Origin of the sequence: Streptomyces sp. NPDC004610 (genome assembly GCF_040609715.1) — a bacterium.
Classification (GTDB): Bacteria; Actinomycetota; Actinomycetes; order Streptomycetales; family Streptomycetaceae; genus Streptomyces.
In genome coordinates, this window is the sequence record NZ_JBEXLA010000017.1 from 33,582 (window position 1) to 51,410 (window position 17,829).

Here is a 17,829-nt window from a genome sequence, read left to right on the forward strand (position 1 = left end):
CTCCACGCAACCGCAGGACCGCGATCCCGCCGCTTCCGTGCGACCGCAGGACCGCGGCCCCGCCGCTTCCGCCGCCTCCACGCAACCGCAGGACCGCAACCCCGGCGCTTCCGTGCGACCGCAGGACCGCGACCCCGCCGCTTCCGCCGCCTCCACGCAACCGCAGGACCGCGACCCCGGCGCTTCCGCCGCTTCCGTGCACCCGCCGGACCCCGCCCCCGGCGGGTCCCCCCGCCCGGCGGGCGGGGACCCGGTCACCCCCGTACGGCCGCCGGACGGCGATCCGGCAGCCCCCGTACAGCCCGCCGACGGGACGGGGGCACGCCCGGCCTGAGGGTGGGGCCCGGACCGGCCCACCGGCCGGCCGGGGCCGCCCCCGGTGCCGCTCTTGACTTTTGCCGAGCCCGGCGCGGAGGTCAGCGCAGCCCTTCGCGTCATGTACGACGCCACCGAGCGATGTCGGATGGGGAGCAGCTGTGGTCATGGTGGAACGCGAGGGTCAGGTGACGCGACTGCGAGAGCTGCTGGCGGGCTGTTGCTCGGGCACCGGCGGGGTGGCCGCGCTCAGCGGTCCGGTCGCCAGCGGCAAGACGGAACTCCTCCATGTCCTGGGCGAGCTGGCGGCGGCGGCCGGGGCCGTCGTCCTGCACGCCACGGCCCGCTGTTCGGAACGGGACGTCGAGCTGGGGGTGATGGGCCAGATCTTCCGTCACCAGCAGTTCTCCGCCGCCGAGCGGGAGCGGGCGCTGCGCCCGTACGAGCCCGGCGGGGCGCTGGCCGCGTGCGACGCGGATCTGCTGACCCACCGGCCCACCCCCGCGCAGGTCAGCCAGGTGCACTGGCAGTTGCTGCGGGCCCTGTCGGAGCGGGCCCCGGTGGTGGTGATCGTCGACGATGTGCACTTCGCGGACCCGGCGTCGCTGGACACCCTCATCTATGTGGGGCGGCTGCTGCGCAGCACCCGGGTGCTGCTGGTGGTGGCCGAGCGGGACGCGGCGTCGGGGGCGAGCACCACGGAGCTGTCCTGGCGCACCTCGCTGGTGCGGCAGCGGCATGTCACCCGGCTGCGGGTGCGGCCCCTGTCCCCGGCGGGCACCGGCGAACTGGTCGGTGAGCTGGTCGGGCCGGGGCTCGACGCCCGCCCCTGGCACCGGCTCAGCGGCGGCAACCCGCTGCTGCTGCGGGCCCTCGCCGAGGACCACCACGACCGGACGGCGGCCGGGGCGCCGGGAGCCGTACCGCCCGGCGCGGTGGAGCCGTTCCCGGGCGAGGAGTACGGGCGGGCGGTGGACGCCTGTGTCCGGCGGGTCGGCGAGGAGTACCGGGACACGGCCCGCGCGCTGGCGGTGCTGGACGCCTCGGGTTCACCGGCGTATCTGGCGGGGCTGACGGGCCGTCCCGCGTCCGCGCTCGCCGCGACGCTGGCGGCGATGGACGGCCTGGGCTTCCTGGACGCGGGCCGGTTCCGTCATCCCGCCGCCCGGACCGCCGTCCTCGCCGGGATGCCGGCCGCCGAACGGGCGCTGCTGCACCGGGCCGCCGCCCGGCTGCTGCACGCCGCCGGGGAACCGGCGCCGGTGGTGGCCGTGCAGCTGGCGGCGGCCCGGCACAGCGCCGAGCCCTGGGCGTACGCGGTGGCGCTGGAAGCGGCGCGGGAGGCGCTGCACCGGGACGACACGGCGTTCGCCGAGGCGTGCCTCGATGTGGCGGAGGCGGCGGCGACGGACGAGGACCGGCGGGTGACGGTGACCGTGCTGCGCAGCCTGGTCGATTTCCGTACCGACCCGGACACCGCCTGCCGGCGGCTGCGTCCGCTGACCGCCGCGCTGCGCGAGGGGCGGCTGTCGGGCTGCCAGATCGTGCCGCTGCTGGGGCGGCTGCTGTGGACCGGCGGCAGCGATGAGATCCTGCTCGCGCTGCGCAGGCTGGAGCGGTCCGCGGATCTGCTGGACGCCCGGCAGAGCGCCGAGTACCAGGCCGTGCGGCACGGTCTGTCGGCCTCGCATCCGGCGCTGCTGCCCCGGCCGGTGGCCAGGGCCCGGACGTCGCACCGGGCGCTGCTGCGGGCGGCGGACGGGTCGGCGCCGCGGATGTCGGGGGTGCTGAACCGGCTGCTGCGCTCGGGCCCCGGCCCGGACGCGGTCCGCAGCGCCGAACTGGTGCTCCAGACCACGCTGCTGGACGACACCAGCTTCGACACCGTGCACCAGGCGCTGTCGGTGCTGGTCTACGCCGACCGGCCGGATCTCGCGGCGCCCTGGGCGGACCGGCTGGTACGGGAGGCCGCGCGGCGTGATGTGCCGACCTGGCAGGCGCTGTTCGCGGCGCTGCGGGCCGAGGCGGCGCTGCGGCAGGGCGAGGTACGGCTCGCGGAGCGGTCCGCGCGGCAGGCCCTGGGGCTGGTGTCGGTGCGCGGCTGGGGCGCGTTGATCGGCTCACCGCTGGCGACCCTGGAGCTGGTGGCGGCGGCGACCGGGCGGGCGGAGGCGGGCGGGCCACCGGTCGCGACCCTGCCCGAGCAGTTGTACGAGACCCGGTTCGGGGTGCAGTATCTGCACGCGCGGGGCCGCTGGCGGCTCTCGGTGAATCTGCTGCACGGGGCGCTGGACGATCTGACGCGCTGCGGACGCCTGATGCGGGAGTGGGACATCGACCTCCCGGCGTTCGTGCCGTGGCGCGGTGACGCGGTGACCGCGCTGCTGCGGCTGGGCCGGACGGAGGAGGCCCGGCGGCTGGCCGTCGAGCAGTTGGCGATGGTGCCGGTGAGCCAGCCGAGGGCGCGCGGGATCGCCCTGCACTCGGCGGCCTCGGTGGCGGACTCCCGGCGTCGGGCGGCGCTGCTGCGGGAGTCCGCCGATCTGCTGGAGGGCGCCGGTGACCGGCTGGAACTGGCCCGGGTGCTGGTGGATCTGAGCGAGGTCCACACCCGGGCGGGCCAGCGCGGGCGGGCCCGGATGGTGGCCCGGCAGGCGCTGGACATCGCCGAGGAGCAGGGCCTCGTCCCGCTGGCGCGGCGGCTCGCGGCGGGTGAGGCGCCGCCGGTCCGGCCGGAGCGCGGTGGCCCGGAACGGGCCGGGGTGCTGAGCGGCTCCGAGGCCCAGGTAGCGGCGCTGGCGGTGGCCGGGCTGTCCAACCGGGAGATCGCCGAGAAGCTCTTCATCACGGTCAGCACGGTGGAGCAGCATCTGACACACACCTATCGCAAGCTGCGGGTGAAGGGCCGGGCGGATCTGCCGCTGTCACTGCTGGGGGCGGTGGAACGCGGGCCCCAGGAGCGGGCGTCGGCGCGGGTCGGGGGGCGCCCTTAGCCTCCGGCTGCCGTCAGCGATGGCCGGTGGGGTTGTGACCAGGCCCTCGTCCGGGGGCGCCCTTGGAACCCGGTGCCGTCAGCGATGGCCGGTGGGGTTGTGACCAGGCCCTCATCGAGGGGCGCCCTTAGAACCCGGCCGCCGTCAGCGATGGCCGGCAGGGTCGTGACCACGCCTTCGTCGAGGGGCACCCTCGGCACCCAGCCGCCGTCAGAGATGGCCGGTTGGATCGTGACCAGGCCCTCATCCGGGGGCGCCCCTAGAACCCAGCCGCCGCCGTAAGCGACGGCCAGCAGGATCGTGACCACGCCCTCATCGAGGGGCGCCCTCGACACCCGGCCGCCCCTCGCTGGACGCGGCGATCATCGCCTCCCGTGTGCCATGTCGGGGGACGCCCCTGGAGCCCGGCCGCCCTCTCTCCGGGGCGTGGCAGCGCGCTGCCGCGCCCCGGAGAGAGTCCGTCACACGGTCCGCGGCGGCAGCCCGAGCAGTCCGCGCAGGGTGCTGGCCTCGTAGGCGGTGCGGAACGCGCCGCGCGCCTGGAGTTCGGGCACCAGCGCGCGGGTGACGGCGGTGAGGTCGTCGGGCAGCGCGGCGGGCCGCAGCCGGTAGCCGGAGATCCCGGCGCGCTGCCACTCCAGCAGCAGATCGGCGACCTCACCGGGGGTGCCGACGGCGATATGGGCGTCGGAGGTGAACGGGCTGCCGTGGGCCTCGTCCAGTCGGGCCCGGCGCTCGGCGGCCCGGCCGGGCTCGGTGTCCAGGAGGACCACGAGGTCGGCGAAGACATGCACGGTCTCGCCGTCGCGCCCGGCGGCGCTCTGCGCGGCCCGGATCTCCGCGACGGTGGCCGCGGCCTCGTCGGCGCTGTGCGGGGTCACGGACACCACGTCGGCGGAGCGGGCCCCGTAGCGGAAGGGCAGGCTGATGTGGGCGAGGGTGAAGATCAGCGGGTGGCCCTGCGGGGCGGGCGGGGCCAGCGCGGGACCGTCCAGGGTGAGCCAGTCCCCGGCGCTGCCGCCGAGCGGTTCGATCGCGGTGAAGCTGCCCTGCGGGTCGGGGTCGGCGGGGGCGAAGCGGCCGGGGGCGAGGTCGCGCAGCTCCTTCTCGTCGGACACCCCGTCCCACAGCGCGCGCACCACCCGGACCAGATCGGCGGCCCGTTCGAAGAGTTCGGCCATCGGCCGCTGCACCTCGGGGGTGAACAGTTCGTCCAGCACGATCGGCCGGGCCGGGGTGACCTGGGTGCGCCATCCGGCCCGGCCGCCGGTGAGCTGGTCCAGGGTGGCCACGGCCCGCGCGATGTGCAGGGGCTGGGCGCGGTCGAGGACGGCGGTCGGCACGATGCCGATGTGCTCGGTGCGCCCGGCGAGGGCGGCGGCGACCAGCAGGGCGTCCACGCGGTGGGTGAGCGGCCCGGCCGCGGGGCGCCGGGGCGGGTCCTCCAGGGTGACGAAGTCCAGCAGTCCGCGCTCGGCCTCCTGCACGAGCGCGGTCCAGTGCTCCGGCCCGTAGGGGTTGCCGTCCGGGGCGGCGGCCCCGGGGTGCCAGCCGGCTCCGTCGAGCGCGACGGCGAGGTGGAGGGGGCGGGGCGGGGTGCTCATGGTGAGGTGTGCTCCTCGGTTCGGTGGGGCGGGTGGGTCGGTGCTTCTCACCGGTCGAGAGCGGCGAGCCACTCCTCCACGGCCGACGCCGTGGTGGGTGAGTGCTCCTCCAGGACGGAGAAGTGGTCGCCGGGGATGTCGGCGGTGGTGTGCGGGAGCCGCCAGAAGGCGCGGGTGTCCGGGACGGGGTGGCCGGGACCGGTGTCCGTGCTCTCCGGCGTCCCGGGCAGTGCCCGGGTGGCGCGCAGCAGCAGTGTCGGGGTGGTGACCGGCCGGGGCTGCCAGGGGCCGAAGGTGCGCAGATAGCCGCCCATCGTGGTCAGCCCGTCGTCGCTCAGGCCCAGTTCGAACGCGTCGAAGCGGTCGACCATGCCGTTGATCATGGCGGGCATCCACCACTCCATACCGGGCAGGGCCGCGGTGTCCATGGGGTAGGTGTCGACCATCGCCAGGCCCGACGGCACGGTGCTCCCCCGGCGTTCCAGCTCCTCGGTCACGGCGTGCGCGACACAGCCGCCCAGGGAGCGCCCGAGCAGGGCGAACGGCCGGTCCCCGACGAGTCGTTCGACCGCGTCCGCCTGCATCGCGACGAAGGTGTCCGCCGAGTCCGGCAGCCCGCTGCCCGGCGTGTACCCGGGCGCCGGTACGGCGAGGACGTCCCGGCGCCCGTCGAGGGCCTGGCCGAAGCGGGCGTACTCGTGCGGGCCGGAGAGCGCGGTGAGGGCGGGGAAGCAGACCAGTGCGGTGGGCGCGGTGCCCTTGGCCAGGACGACCGGTGGGGCGCTGTGCCGGGCGGTGTCGGCCGCGGCGAAGGTCTCCCGCAGCCGGGCGGCGGCGACGATCACCTCGGTCGCGGCGCCGATCTCCCCGGCCCCGCACAGCCGCAGATACAGCTCCGTCAGCGGCCCCTGCCGCTCCCCGGCACCGGACCCCGGCCGCTCGCGCAGCAGTTCACCGAGGTGGGCGGCGAGGGCGCGGGGCGTCGGGAACCGGATGGTGAGCGCTCCGCCCAGCGGCAGCCCGGTGGTGGCGGCGAGGCGGGCCCGCAGTTCGACGGCCGACAGCGAGTCGAGCCCGGCCTCCACGAACGGCCGCCCCTCCTCCACCTCCTCCGCCGTCGCGTACCCGAGCACCCCGGCCGCCCGTGCCCGTACGAGGTCCAGCAGGGCGGCGTCGAGAGCCGCTCCGGTGAGCCCGGCGGCCCAGTCCGGCCCGGCGTCGGCCGCCACCGGGTCGGGCAGGGCCGGTGCCTCGGTGGTGGCGCGTGTCAGCGTGGCGTCCAGCCAGTGCCGCCGCCGTTGGAAGGGGTAGGTCGGCAGCTCGACCGGGCGCGGGGCGAGCCCCTCGAAGGCGGCGGGCCAGTCCACGGCCACCCCGTCCGTGTGCAGCCGCCCCACCGCCGACAGCAGCGTCCGCACCTCGGAACGGCCCGCGCGCAGCAGGGGCGCGAGCACCGGACCGTCGTCCAGGGCGTCACCGGCCAGCGCGGTGAGCACCGCGTCCGGCCCGATCTCCACGAACCGGGTGACGCCCAGCGCGTGTGCCGTGCGCAGGACGTCCAGGAACCGGACGGGTTCGCGGGCGTGGCGGGCCCAGTGGTCGGCGGAGCCCAGTTCGTCGTCGTCGGCGGGGGCGCCGGTCAGATCGGAGATCACGGGGAGGGCGGCGGGCCGGAAGTCGGCGGCCTTGGCGGCCCGGCGGAAGTCGTCCAGCATGCCGTCCATGTGCGGGGAGTGGAAGGCGTGGCTCACCCGCAGCCGGGCGGTCCTGCGGCCCCGGGCGCGGAACCCGGCGGCGACGGCGAGAACGGCGTCCTCGTCCCCGGAGAGCACTACCGAGCGGGGCCCGTTGACCGCGGCGACCGCGACCCCCTCCCCGGCCGCGACCCCTTCCCCGGCCGCGCCCCCCTCCCCGATCGCTTCCGTCACCTCCTCCTCGCTCGCCTCCACCGCCACCATCGCCCCGCCCTCCGGCAGGGCCTGCATCAGCCGCCCCCGCTCGGTCACCAGCCGGGCCGCGTCGGGCAGATCGAGCACCCCGGCGGCGTGGGCGGCGGCCAGCGCGCCGACCGAGTGCCCGGCGACCACATCGGGCCGTACACCCCAGGACTCCAGCAGCCGCAGCAGGGCGATCTCGACGGCGAAGAGGGCGGGCTGGGCGTACTCCGTGCGGTCGAGGAGAGCGCCGTGCTCCGGGGAGAGCACCGCCTCCCGTACGGAGGGCCGGGCCGCCCGGTGCTCGTCGAGGGCGGCGGTCACCTCGTCGAAGGCACGGGCGTAGGCGGGGAAGCGGGCGTACAGCTCCCGGCCCATGCCGGCCCGCTGGCTGCCCTGGCCGGTGAACAGGAAGGCGGTGCGGCCGGGTTCGGTGGCGGTCGCGCCGGTCTCGGTGGTGAGGTCGCGCAGGGCGGCGAGGGCCTCGGCGCGGTCGGCGGAGACGACCAGGGCGCGGTGGCGGTGGGTGGTGCGCCGGGTGGCGAGGGACCAGGCCACATCGGCGGGCCGGGCCTCCGGGCGGTCCTCCAGGTGCCGGGTGAGCCGGGCCGCCTGGTCGCGCAGGGCCCGCGGGGAGCGGGCGGAGAGCGGCCAGGGCAGGACGACGTCGTCAGGAGCCGGGTCCGCCGCGTCGGGCGTCTCGTCGTCGGGTGCCTGCTCCAGGATGATGTGCGCGTTGGTGCCGCTGACGCCGAAAGCGGAGACCCCGGCCCGGCGCAGGTGGTCGCCGGACGGCCAGGGGCGGGCCTCGCCGAGCAGGCGTACGCCGCCGTCCGCCCAGTCGACATGGGGTGTCGGGGCCTCCGCGTGCAGGGACTTGGGGAGGGTGGCGTGGCGCAGGGCCTGGACGGTCTTGATCACGCCCGCCACCCCGGCCGCCGCCGCGGTGTGCCCGATGTTGGACTTGAGGGAGCCCAGCCACAGGGGTTCGTCGGCGGGGCGGTCGCGGCCGTAGACCTCCTGGAGGGCCTGGATCTCGATGGGGTCGCCGAGGGTGGTGCCGGTGCCGTGGCCCTCGACGGCGTCCACCTCGCGCGCGGTGAGTCCGGCATCGGCGAGGGCGCGGCGGACGACCCGCTGTTGGGCGGGGCCGTTGGGGGCGGTGAGGCCGTTGGAGGCGCCGTCCTGGTTGACGGCCGTGCCGCGCACCACGGCCAGGACGGGGTGGCCGAGGCGGCGGGCGTCCGAGAGGCGCTCCAGGAGCAGCAGTCCGGCGCCCTCCGCCCAGCCGGTGCCGTCGGCGGCGGCGGAGAAGGCGCGGCAGCGGCCGTCCGGGGACAGCCCGCGCTGGCGGGAGAAGGCCACGAACCCGGCCGGTGTCGACATCACCGTCGCCCCGCCCGCGAGCGCGAGCGCGCACTCGCCGCCGCGCAGCGCCCGGACCGCCAGATGCAGTGCCACCAGCGACGAGGAGCAGGCGGTGTCCACGGTCACCGCGGGGCCCTCGAAGCCGTAGGTGTACGAGAGGCGGCCCGAGGCGACGCTGGCGAGGTTGCCGATGCCGAGGTGGCCCTCCAGTTCGGCGGGGATCCGGTCGAGGCGGGTGTGGTAGTCCTGCCCGGCCAGGCCGACGAAGACCCCGGTGCTGCTGCCGCGCAGGGCGGCGGGGTCGATCCCGGCCCGTTCGAACACCTCCCAGGACGTTTCGAGGAGCAGCCGCTGCTGGGGGTCCATGGCGAGCGCCTCGCGCGGGGAGATCCCGAAGAACTCGGCGTCGAAGTCGGCGGCGTCGTAGAGGAATCCGCCGTGCCGGGCGTAGCTGGTGCCGGGGCGGTCGGGGTCGGGGTCGTAGAGGGCGTCGAGGTCCCAGCCCCGGTCGTCGGGCCAGGGGCCGATGGCGTCGCCGCCCTCGGCCACCAGGTCCCACAGGGTCTCGGGCGAGTCGACCCCGCCGGGCAGACGGCAGCCCATCCCGACGACGGCGATCGGCTCGCGCAGCGCCGACTCCAACCGGTCCAGTCGGCGGCGGGCCTCGCGGCTCTCGTCGAGCGCGCGGCGCAGATAGCTGCGCAGCTTCTCCTCATCGGCCACGGTCGGTCTCCTCGGTCTCCACGCTCTCCTCGGTGCCTTTCGTTTCGTGCGACGGGCTCGGGTCCTGTGGTCCCTCGGCGTCCATCAGCGCGAAGAGTTCGTCGTCGGTCGCCGACTCCAGGTCGGGTTCGCCGCTCCAGCGGGCGGCCAGGGCCCGCAGCCGGGCGGCCAGTTCGGGCAGGTCGGGGTCGTCGGGCGCGGCGCCCTCCAGCAGGGCGAGGACGTCCCGGGCCGGGCGGGGGGTGTCGGGGGCGGGCGTGGGGAGGAGGGTCGCGAGGTGGGCGGCGACGGCGGCCGGGGTGGGGTGGTCGAAGACCAGGGTCGCCGGGAGCCGGCGGTCGAGGGCGGCGGCCAGCCGGTTGCGCAGATCGACGGCGGTGAGGGACTCCAGGCCGAGATCCTTGAACTGCCGGTCGGCGGCGACCTCCACCGGGTCGTCATGGCCGAGGACCTCGGCGGTCTGGCGGCGCACCAGCTCGGTGAGGGTCGCGGCGCGTTCGGCGGGCGGGAGGGCGGCGAGGCGGTCCGTCAGGGTCTCGGCCGCCGGTCCGTCGTCAGGGGCGGCGGCCTCCGGCGACGCCGGAGCGGTCGTCGCGGGGGCGGGCTGGGCGTCGAGCCAGTAGCGGCGGCGGCGGAAGGCGTAGGTGGGCAGTTCCACCCGGCGCGGGTGCCGTCCGGCGAACGCCGGGGTCCAGTCGACCGGTACGCCATGGGTGTGGGCGACGGCGACGGAGGCGAGGAAGCGGTCCGGTCCGCCGTGGTCGCGCCGCAGGGTCTCGGTGACGGCGACCTCCGGGACGTCCGCCGCGTCCACGGTGTCCTGGATGCCGCCGGTCAGCACCGGGTGCGGGCTGACCTCCACGAACAAGGTGCGGCCCTTGGCCACCAGGTCCTGGACGACCGGCGCGAACCGCACGGTCTGCCGGATGTTGCGGTACCAGTAGGTGCCGTCCAGCTCACCGGGCTCGGCGACCGCGCCGGTGACCGTGGAGTGCAGCGGGATCCGGCCCTCGCGCGGGGTGACGAAGGCGAGCCGGGCGAGGAGTTCCTCCTTGGCCTCGTCGATCACCGGGGAGTGCCCGGCGACGGTGGCGGCCCGGATCCGCTTGGCGCGTTCACCGCGTGCGGCGCACTGGGCGAGGAGTTCGTCCAGTGCGGTGTCCTCGCCCGCGACGACCACGGCGGACGGCCCGTTGACCGTCGCCACGGACAGCCGCCCCGGCCAGGCCGCGATGCGCTCCTCCACGTCGTCCAGCGGCAGCGCCAGGGAGGCCATTCCGCCCTTGCCGACCAGCGAGGCGAGGATCCGGCTGCGTTCGACGACGATCCGGGCCGCGTCCTGGAGGGTGAGGATCCCTGCCACGCAGGCCGCCGCCACCTCGCCCTGGCTGTGCCCGACGACCGCGTCCGGGCGCACCCCGTACGCCTCCCACTGGGCGGCCAGCGCCACCAGGACGGCCCACAGGGCGGGCTGGGCGACCTCGACCCGGTCCAGGGTGGGCGCCCCCGGCCGCTCGCGCAGGACGTCGGTCAGCGACCAGTCGAGGTGGGGCGCGAGGGCGGCGGCGCACTCCTCGACGCGGGCCGCGAAGACCGGGGAGGTGTCCAGCAGCCCCCGGGCCATGCCGGGCCACTGGGAGCCGTGCCCGGGGAAGACGAACACCGTCCGGATGCCTTCGGCGGCGGTGCCCCGGATCAGATTCCCGGCGGGTTCGCCGCGCACCAGGGCGGCGAACCCCTCGGCCGCGCTCGCGCGGTCGGCGGCGACGACGACCGCGCGGTGGTCGAAGCGGGGGCGGTGGGCGAGGAGGGTGTGAGCGATGTCCGGGGCGGGGACGCCGTCGGGGCCGCCGGTGAGCGGGGCGGAATCGCCGTCCAGGCCACCGGTCAGCGGGGCGGGATCGCCGTCGGGGCCACCGGTCAGCGGGGCGGGGACGCTGTCCGGGCCGCCGCTGAGCGGGGCGGAATCACCGTCCAGGCCACCGGTCAGCGGGGCGGGGACGCTGTCCGGACCACCGGCCAGCGGGGCGGAATCACCGCCCGGACCACCGCTGAGCGCCGTGAGGAGCCGTTCGGCCTGGGCGGTGAGGGCGGCGGGGGTGCGGGCGGAGAGGATCCAGGGCAGCGGCGCGGCGGCGGCGCCCTCTTCCGTCCGCTCGGCTCCCTCCGCCGTGACCCCTTCGAGGACGACATGCGCGTTGGTGCCGCTCACGCCGAAGGACGAGACTCCCGCGCGCCGGGGCACACCGTCCGCCGCCGGCTGCCAGGGCCGCCGCTCCGTCAGGAGCCGTACGCCGCCGGTGTCCCAGTCGACGTCCGGGGACGGCCGGTCGACGTGCAGGGTGCGGGGCAGTACGCCGTGCCGCATGGCCTGCACGGTCTTGATGATCCCGGCGACCCCGGCGGCGGCCTGGGTGTGCCCGATGTTGGACTTGAGGGACCCCAGCCACAGCGGCCGGTCGGCGGGCCGGTCGCGGCCGTACGCGGCGACCAGGGCCCGTGCCTCGATGGGGTCGCCGAGGGTGGTGCCGGTGCCGTGCCCCTCCACCGCGTCCACCTCGTGCGGGGAGAGCCCGGCGTCCGCGAGGGCCTGTCCCACGACCCGCCGCTGGGCGCTCGCGCTGGGCGCGGTCAGGCCGTTGGAGGCGCCGTCCTGGTTGACCGCCGTACCGCGCACCACGGCCAGCACGGGGTGCCCGTGGTGGCGGGCGTCGGAGAGCCGCTCGACCAGGAGCAGGCCCACGCCCTCGGCCCAGCTGGTGCCGTCGGCCCCGGCCGCGTACGCCTTGACCCGGCCGTCGGGGGCGAAGGCGCGGTGCCGGGAGGTGGCGACCATCCCGGACGGCGAGGCCATCACCGCGACCCCGCCCGCGAGCGCGAGATCGCACTCCCCGGCGTGCAGCGCCCGTACCGCCAGATGCAGTGCCACCAGCGACGACGAGCAGGCGGTGTCCACGGTCACCGCGGGGCCCTCGAAGCCGTAGGTGTAGGAGACGCGGCCGGAGGCGACGCTCGCGGCGCTGCCGTTGTGGAGGTAGCCCTCCAGCTCGGGCGGCAGGGTGTGCAGCCGGGAGGCGTAGTCGTTGTACATGACGCCTACGAAGACCCCGGTGGCGCTGCCGCGCAGGGCGGCGGGGTCGATCCCGGCCCGTTCGAACGTCTCCCAGGAGGTCTCCAGGAGCAGCCGCTGCTGGGGGTCCATGGCGAGGGCCTCGCGCGGGGAGATCCCGAAGAAGTCGGCGTCGAAGTCGGCGGCGTCGTGCAGGAATCCGCCGTGCTGGGTGTAGGTGCGGCCCGGGCGGTCCGGGTCGGCGTCGTAGAGGGCCTCGTGGTCCCAGCCCCGGTCGGTGGGCCAGGCGGTGATGGCGTCGCCGCCCTGGGCCACCAGGTCCCACAGGTCGTCGGGCGAGGCGACCCCGCCGGGCAGCCGGCAGCCCATGCCGACGATGACCACGGGATCGTCGGCGGCGGCGGGGGCCGTGCTCACCGGGGCCGGGGCGGGGGCCTCGTCGCCGGTGCCGAGGATCTCGTCCAGGAGGTGGCGGGCGAGTGCGTTCGGGGTGGGGTGGTCGAAGACCAGGGTGGGCGGGAGCCGCAGTCCGGTGGCGGTGGCGAGCCGGTTGCGGAGTTCGACGGAGGTCAGCGAGTCGAAGCCGAGGTCCTTGAAGGCCCGGTCGGCGGCGACGGCCGTACGGTCGCCCCGGCCGAGGACGGTCGACGCCTCGGCCCGTACCAGCGCGGTCACGGTCTCCTCGCGGGCGGCCGGTTCGAGGGCGCGGAGGCGGTCGGCGTAGGGGGTGGCGGAGATGTCGGGCGCGGTCGTGGCGCGGACGGCGGGGCGCCGGGTCCGTACGACGTCCCGCAGGACCGCCGGGAGCTGGGCGGGGTCGGCGCCGTGCAGGGGGGCGAGCGGGACGAGGACGGGGTCGGCGGTGGTGGTGGCCGCGTCGAAGAGGGCGAGGCCCTCGGGGGTGGTGAGCGGGCGGGTGCCGTGGCGGGCGTTGCGCAGATGGTCCGCCTGGCCCAGGTGCGCGGTGAGTTCGCCGCTCTGCTCCCACAGTCCCCAGGCGAGGGCGGTGGCGGGCAGGCCCTGGGCGCGGCGGTGGGCGGCCAGGGCGTCCAGGAAGGTGTTGGCGGCGGCGTAGTTGGCCTGGCCGGGGACGCCGAGGATCCCGGCCGCCGAGGAGAACAGCACGAACGCGGTGAGGTCGTGGCCCCGGGTGAGGTCGTGGAGGTGCCAGGCGGCGTCGGCCTTGGGGCGCAGGACGGTGTCCAGGCGTGCGGGGGTCTGGGCGGCGAAGGTCCCGTCGTCGAGGGTGCCGGCGGCGTGGACGACGGCGGTCAGCGGGTGGTCGGCCGGGATCGCGGCCAGCACGGCCGCGAGGGCGTCCCGGTCGGCGGCGTCGGCGGCGGCGACCGTGACGGCGGCCCCGAGGCCGGTCAGGGCGGCGACCGTCTCCCGCGCGCCCGGTGTCCCCGCGCCCCGCCGACCGGTCAGCACGAGGTGCCGGACGCCGTGCTCGGTGACGAGGTGACGGGCGATCAGCCCGCCCAGCAGCCCAAGGCCGCCGGTGATGAGAACGGTTCCGCCGGGTGCGGCGAACGGCCGGGCGGGTGCGGGGGTGGCCCGGGTGAGGCGGGGGACGTACGCGTGCGCCGGTCCGGAGCCCGTTCGGGGGGCGCGCAGGGCGAGTTGGTCCTCGCCCGCCGCCGCGGCCGGGGCGAGCAGCGCGCGGGTCTCCTCGGAGCCGTCCCCGTCGACCAGCAGCAGCCGCCCGGGGTGTTCGGACTGGGCCGCGCGCAACAGCCCCCAGACGGCGGCGGTCGCCGGATCGGGCGCCTCCCCGTCGACGGACACGGCCCGCCGGGTGAGCACGGCCAGCCGTACGCCGTCGAGGCCGGGGCGGGCCAGCCAGTCCTGGACGACGGCGAGGACCCGGCCGAGCACGTCCCGCGCGGCGGCCGGTGGGTCGTCACCGTCAGCGGTGTCTCCGTCGGTGGCGGTGTCCGTGTCGGCCGGGGCCGTGGGCGGCACCTCGTACCAGACCGTCCCCGGGACCGGGCGGCCCGCGGCGAGGGCCTCCTCGATCCCGGCGGGTCCGTCCGGGCCGAGGAAGGAGGGCGGCTCGGTCCGGTCGGGCAGCGGGACGGGCCGCCAGATGAGCGCCAGCGGCGGGAGTCCGGTCCCGGCGGCGAGCCGGTCGGCCGCGACGGGCCGGTACGACAGGGAGGCCACGGAGATCACGGGCGCGCCGGACGGGTCGTGGGCGTCGAGGGCGAGTCCGCCGTCGGCGGTGGGCGCGAGCCGGACGCGCAGGGCGCTCGCCCCCGAGGCGTGCAGCCGGATGCCGGTCCAGGCGAAGGGCAGCAGGGCGCTGCCGGGCCCGGCGGACGCGCCGGAGGTGAGCGCACAGGCGTGGAACCCGGCGTCGAGCAGGGCCGGGTGGAGTCCGTACCGGCCCGCCGCCGTGCCCTCCTCCTCGGTGAGGGTGATCTCGGCGAAGACCTCGGTGCCGCGCTGCCAGGCGGCGCGGACGCCCTGGAAGCGGGGGCCGTAGAGCACGCCGGAGTCGGCGAGCCGGTCGTAGAGGCCGTCGAGCGGGAGGGGGGTCGCGCCGGGCGGGGGCCAGGTGCCGGGCGGGGGTGCGGCCGGGGTGGTGGTGGCGCGGGTGAGACGGCCGGTGGCGTGGCGGGTCCAGTCGGTGCCGTCGTCGGCGTCCTGGGGGCGGGAGTGGACGGTGAAGGCGCGGTGGCCGTCGTCGCCGGGGGCGGTGACGGCGACCTGGAGGTGGACGGCGTCGGTGGCGGGCAGGACGAGGGGGGTCTCGATGACGAGTTCGTCCACGGTGTCCGCGCCGGTCTCGTCGGCGGCGCGCAGCGCCAGTTCGAGCAGGGCGGTGCCGGGGACGACGGTCCGGTCGAGGACGGTGTGGTCGGTGAGCCAGGGGTGGGTGCGGGTGGAGAGGCGGCCGGTGAGCAGGAGGGTGTCGCCGGTCGCGGGGCGCAGGGCCGCGCCGAGCAGGGGGTGGCCGCCGGGGCGCAGTCCGAGGCCGGTGGCGTCGGCGGGGGCGGTGGCCGGGGCCAGCCAGTAGGGGTGCCGCTGGAAGGGGTAGGTGGGCAGATCGGCGACGCGGGGGCCGTGGGGCGGCAGGACCGGCGTCCAGTCGACGGCCGCCCCGTGGACCTGGGCGTGTCCCAGGGAGGCGAGGAAGCGGGCGGGGCCGCCGTCGTCGCGGCGCAGCGACCCGGTGACGGTGACGGACGTCGCGCCCGCCGCCTCGGCGGTGTCCTGGACGGCGGTGGTCAGCACGGGGTGCGGGCTGGTCTCCACGAACAGATCGTGGCCGTCGGCGAGGAGCCGCCGGACCGCCGGTTCGAACAGCACGGTCCGGCGGAGGTTGGTGTACCAGTACCCGGCGTCCATGGTGGCGGTGTCGAGCCAGTCGCCGGTGACGGTGGAGAGCAGGGGGACACGGGCGGGGCGCGGGGCGACCGGGGCGAGGGCGTCGAGCAACCGGTCACGGATGCGTTCGACCTGGGGGCCGTGGGAGGCGTAGTCGACGGCGATCCGGCGGGCGCGGACCCCGTCCCGTTCGCAGCCGGAGACCAGGGCGTCCAGGGCGGCGGGCTCGCCCGCGACGACCACGGCGGACGGGCCGTTGACCGTGGCCACGCCGATCCGGTCGGCCCAGGGCGCGATCAGCTCCGTGGCCCGCTCCAGGGGCACCGCCAGCGACACCATCCCACCGCCGCCGGAGAGTTCGAGGATGGCCCGGCTGCGCAGCGCCACCACCCGGGCCGCGTCCTGAAGCGACAGGGCCCCGGCGATCTGCGCGGCGGCGATCTCGCCCTGGCTGTGCCCGACCACGGCGTCCGGCCGTACCCCGTACGACTCCCAGAGCCGGGCCAGGGACACCATCACCGCCCACAGCGCGGGCTGGACGACATCCACCCGGTCATGGCCGGGGGCGCCCTCGGTGCCGCGCAGGACATCGGTCAGCGACCAGTCGGTGAAGGGTTCCAGGGCGCGGGCGCAGTCGGCGACGGAGGCGGCGAACACCTCGGAGGTGTCGAGCAGTTCGCGGGCCATGCCGGGCCACTGCGAGCCCTGCCCGGGGAAGACGAACACGGTCCGGGGGTCGGGGCCGGCGCTCGCGCGGACGACGCCGGGCGCGGGCAGGCCGTCGGCGAGGGCGTCGAGGCCGGTGAGGAGGGTCTCCCGGTCGGCGCCGACGACCACCGCCCGCTCCTCCAGCGCGGCCCGCCCCCAGGCGAGTTCCCGGGCGACGGCCGGGAGCGGCGCGGGCGGCCCGGCGCGCAGCCGGGCGGCGAGGGCGGCGGCCTGGGCGGTGAGGGCGGCGGGGGTGCGTGCGGAGAGGATCAGGGGGAGCGCGGGGAGAGGGGCGGTCTCCTGGTCGGCGGTCGGGTCCTCGGGCGGCTCCACCGGGACCGGGGCGTCCTCGGGGGCCTGTTCCAGCAGGATGTGGGTGTTGGTGCCGCTCATGCCGAACGCGGACACCCCGGCCCGGCGGGGCCGTCCGGTCTCCGGCCAGGGCCGGTGCCCGGTCAGCAGGGAGACCGCGCCGGACGCCCAGTCGACATGCGGTGACGGCTCGTCCACGTGCAGGGTCCTGGGCAGTTCAGCGTGCCGGAGGGCCTGCACCATCTTGATGACCCCGGCGACCCCGGCGGCGGCCTGGGTATGGGCGAGGTTGGACTTCACCGAGCCCAGCCACAGTGGCTGTCCGTCCGTGCGCTCCTGGCCGTAGGTGGCGAGCAGCGCCTGTGCCTCGATGGGGTCGCCGAGCCGGGTGCCGGTGCCGTGCGCCTCGACGGCGTCGATCTCGGCGGGGGTGAGGTGCGCGTCGGCCAGGGCCTGGCGGATGACGCGCTGCTGGGCGCTGCCGTTGGGGGCGGTCAGACCGTGCGAGGCGCCGTCCTGGTTGGCGGCGGTGCCCCGGATCACGGCCAGCACCCGGTGGCCGTGGCGGCGGGCGTCCGAGAGCCGTTCGACGAGGAGCAGGCCGACGCCCTCGGACCAGCCGGTGCCGTCGGCCGCCCCGGCGAACGCCTTGCACCGCCCGTCGGGGGACAGCCCCCGCTGGCGGGAGAACTCCACGAAGGTCGACGGTGTCGTCATCACCGTCACCCCGCCCGCGAGGGCGAGATCGCACTCACCGGCGCGCAGCGAGCGCACGGCCAGATGGATCGCCACGGACGAGGCCGAGCAGGCGGTGTCGACGGTGAGGGCGGGGCCCTCGAAGCCGAAGGTGTAGGAGATCCGGCCGGAGGCGACGCTCGCCGCGTTGCCGGGGAGGATGTAGCCCTCCAGATCCTCGGGGACCTGTCCGGGCGGCGGGGCGTAGTCGTTGCCGTTGGTGCCGATGAAGACCCCGGTGCCGCTGCCGCGCAGGGTGTCGGGCCGGATCCCGGCGCGTTCGAAGGTCTCCCAGGCCGTCTCCAGCAGCAGCCGCTGCTGGGGGTCGACGGCCAGCGCCTCGCGCGGCGAGATCCCGAAGAAGTCGGCGTCGAACGCGCCGGGCGCGGCGAGGAAGGCGCCTCGGCGGGTGCTGGAGGTGCCGGGCGGGCCGGACCCCTCCCCGGTGCCGGGCGCGAACAGCGCGCCGAGGTCCCAGCCCCGGTCCTTTGGGAAGTCGCCGACCACCTCACCGCCCTCGGCGACCAGCCGCCACAGGTCCTCCGGCGAGTCGACGCCGCCCGGGAAGTGACAGCCCATGCCGACGACCGCGATGGGTTCCCGGTCGCTCCGCTCGGCCTCGCGGAGCTTGCCCCGGGTCGAGTGCAGCTCGGCGGTGACCCGTTCCAGGAGGTGCCGCATGCGGCTGTCGTTCATGAATCCACCCTTCGTGCGCGGTGCCGCTCAGAAAGTGC

The 17,829-nt window shown here is 76.7% G+C and carries 4 protein-coding genes; 1 reads left to right on the forward strand and 3 read right to left on the reverse strand.

Translation table 11 applies throughout. The annotated features are described in order from the left end of the window. Positions 1-482: 482 nt before the first annotated feature. Positions 483-3,308, forward strand: coding sequence for an AAA family ATPase (locus ABZX40_RS20230; protein WP_355733715.1), 2,826 nt, complete (start codon positions 483-485; stop codon positions 3,306-3,308). Positions 3,309-3,769: 461 nt separating this feature from the next. On the opposite strand, the gene ABZX40_RS20235 is transcribed toward ABZX40_RS20230, so the two are convergent. Genes ABZX40_RS20235 through ABZX40_RS20245 form a run of 3 tightly spaced genes read right to left on the reverse strand, consistent with a single transcriptional unit; the run spans position 3,770 to position 17,791 of the window. Continuing rightward, complete coding sequence (locus ABZX40_RS20235; RefSeq protein ID WP_355733718.1) at positions 3,770-4,912, reverse strand: LLM class flavin-dependent oxidoreductase; 1,143 nt, start codon at positions 4,910-4,912, stop codon at positions 3,770-3,772. A gap of 47 nt (positions 4,913-4,959) precedes the next feature. After that, a complete protein-coding gene (locus ABZX40_RS20240) occupies positions 4,960-8,937 on the reverse strand; it encodes a beta-ketoacyl synthase N-terminal-like domain-containing protein (RefSeq protein ID WP_355733723.1) in 3,978 nt (1,325 codons plus the stop codon). Next, a complete protein-coding gene (locus tag ABZX40_RS20245; RefSeq protein WP_355733725.1) occupies positions 8,927-17,791 on the reverse strand; it encodes a type I polyketide synthase in 8,865 nt (2,954 codons plus the stop codon). Before ABZX40_RS20245 ends, ABZX40_RS20240 begins: the two co-directional genes overlap by 11 nt. Positions 17,792-17,829: the final 38 nt, after the last annotated feature.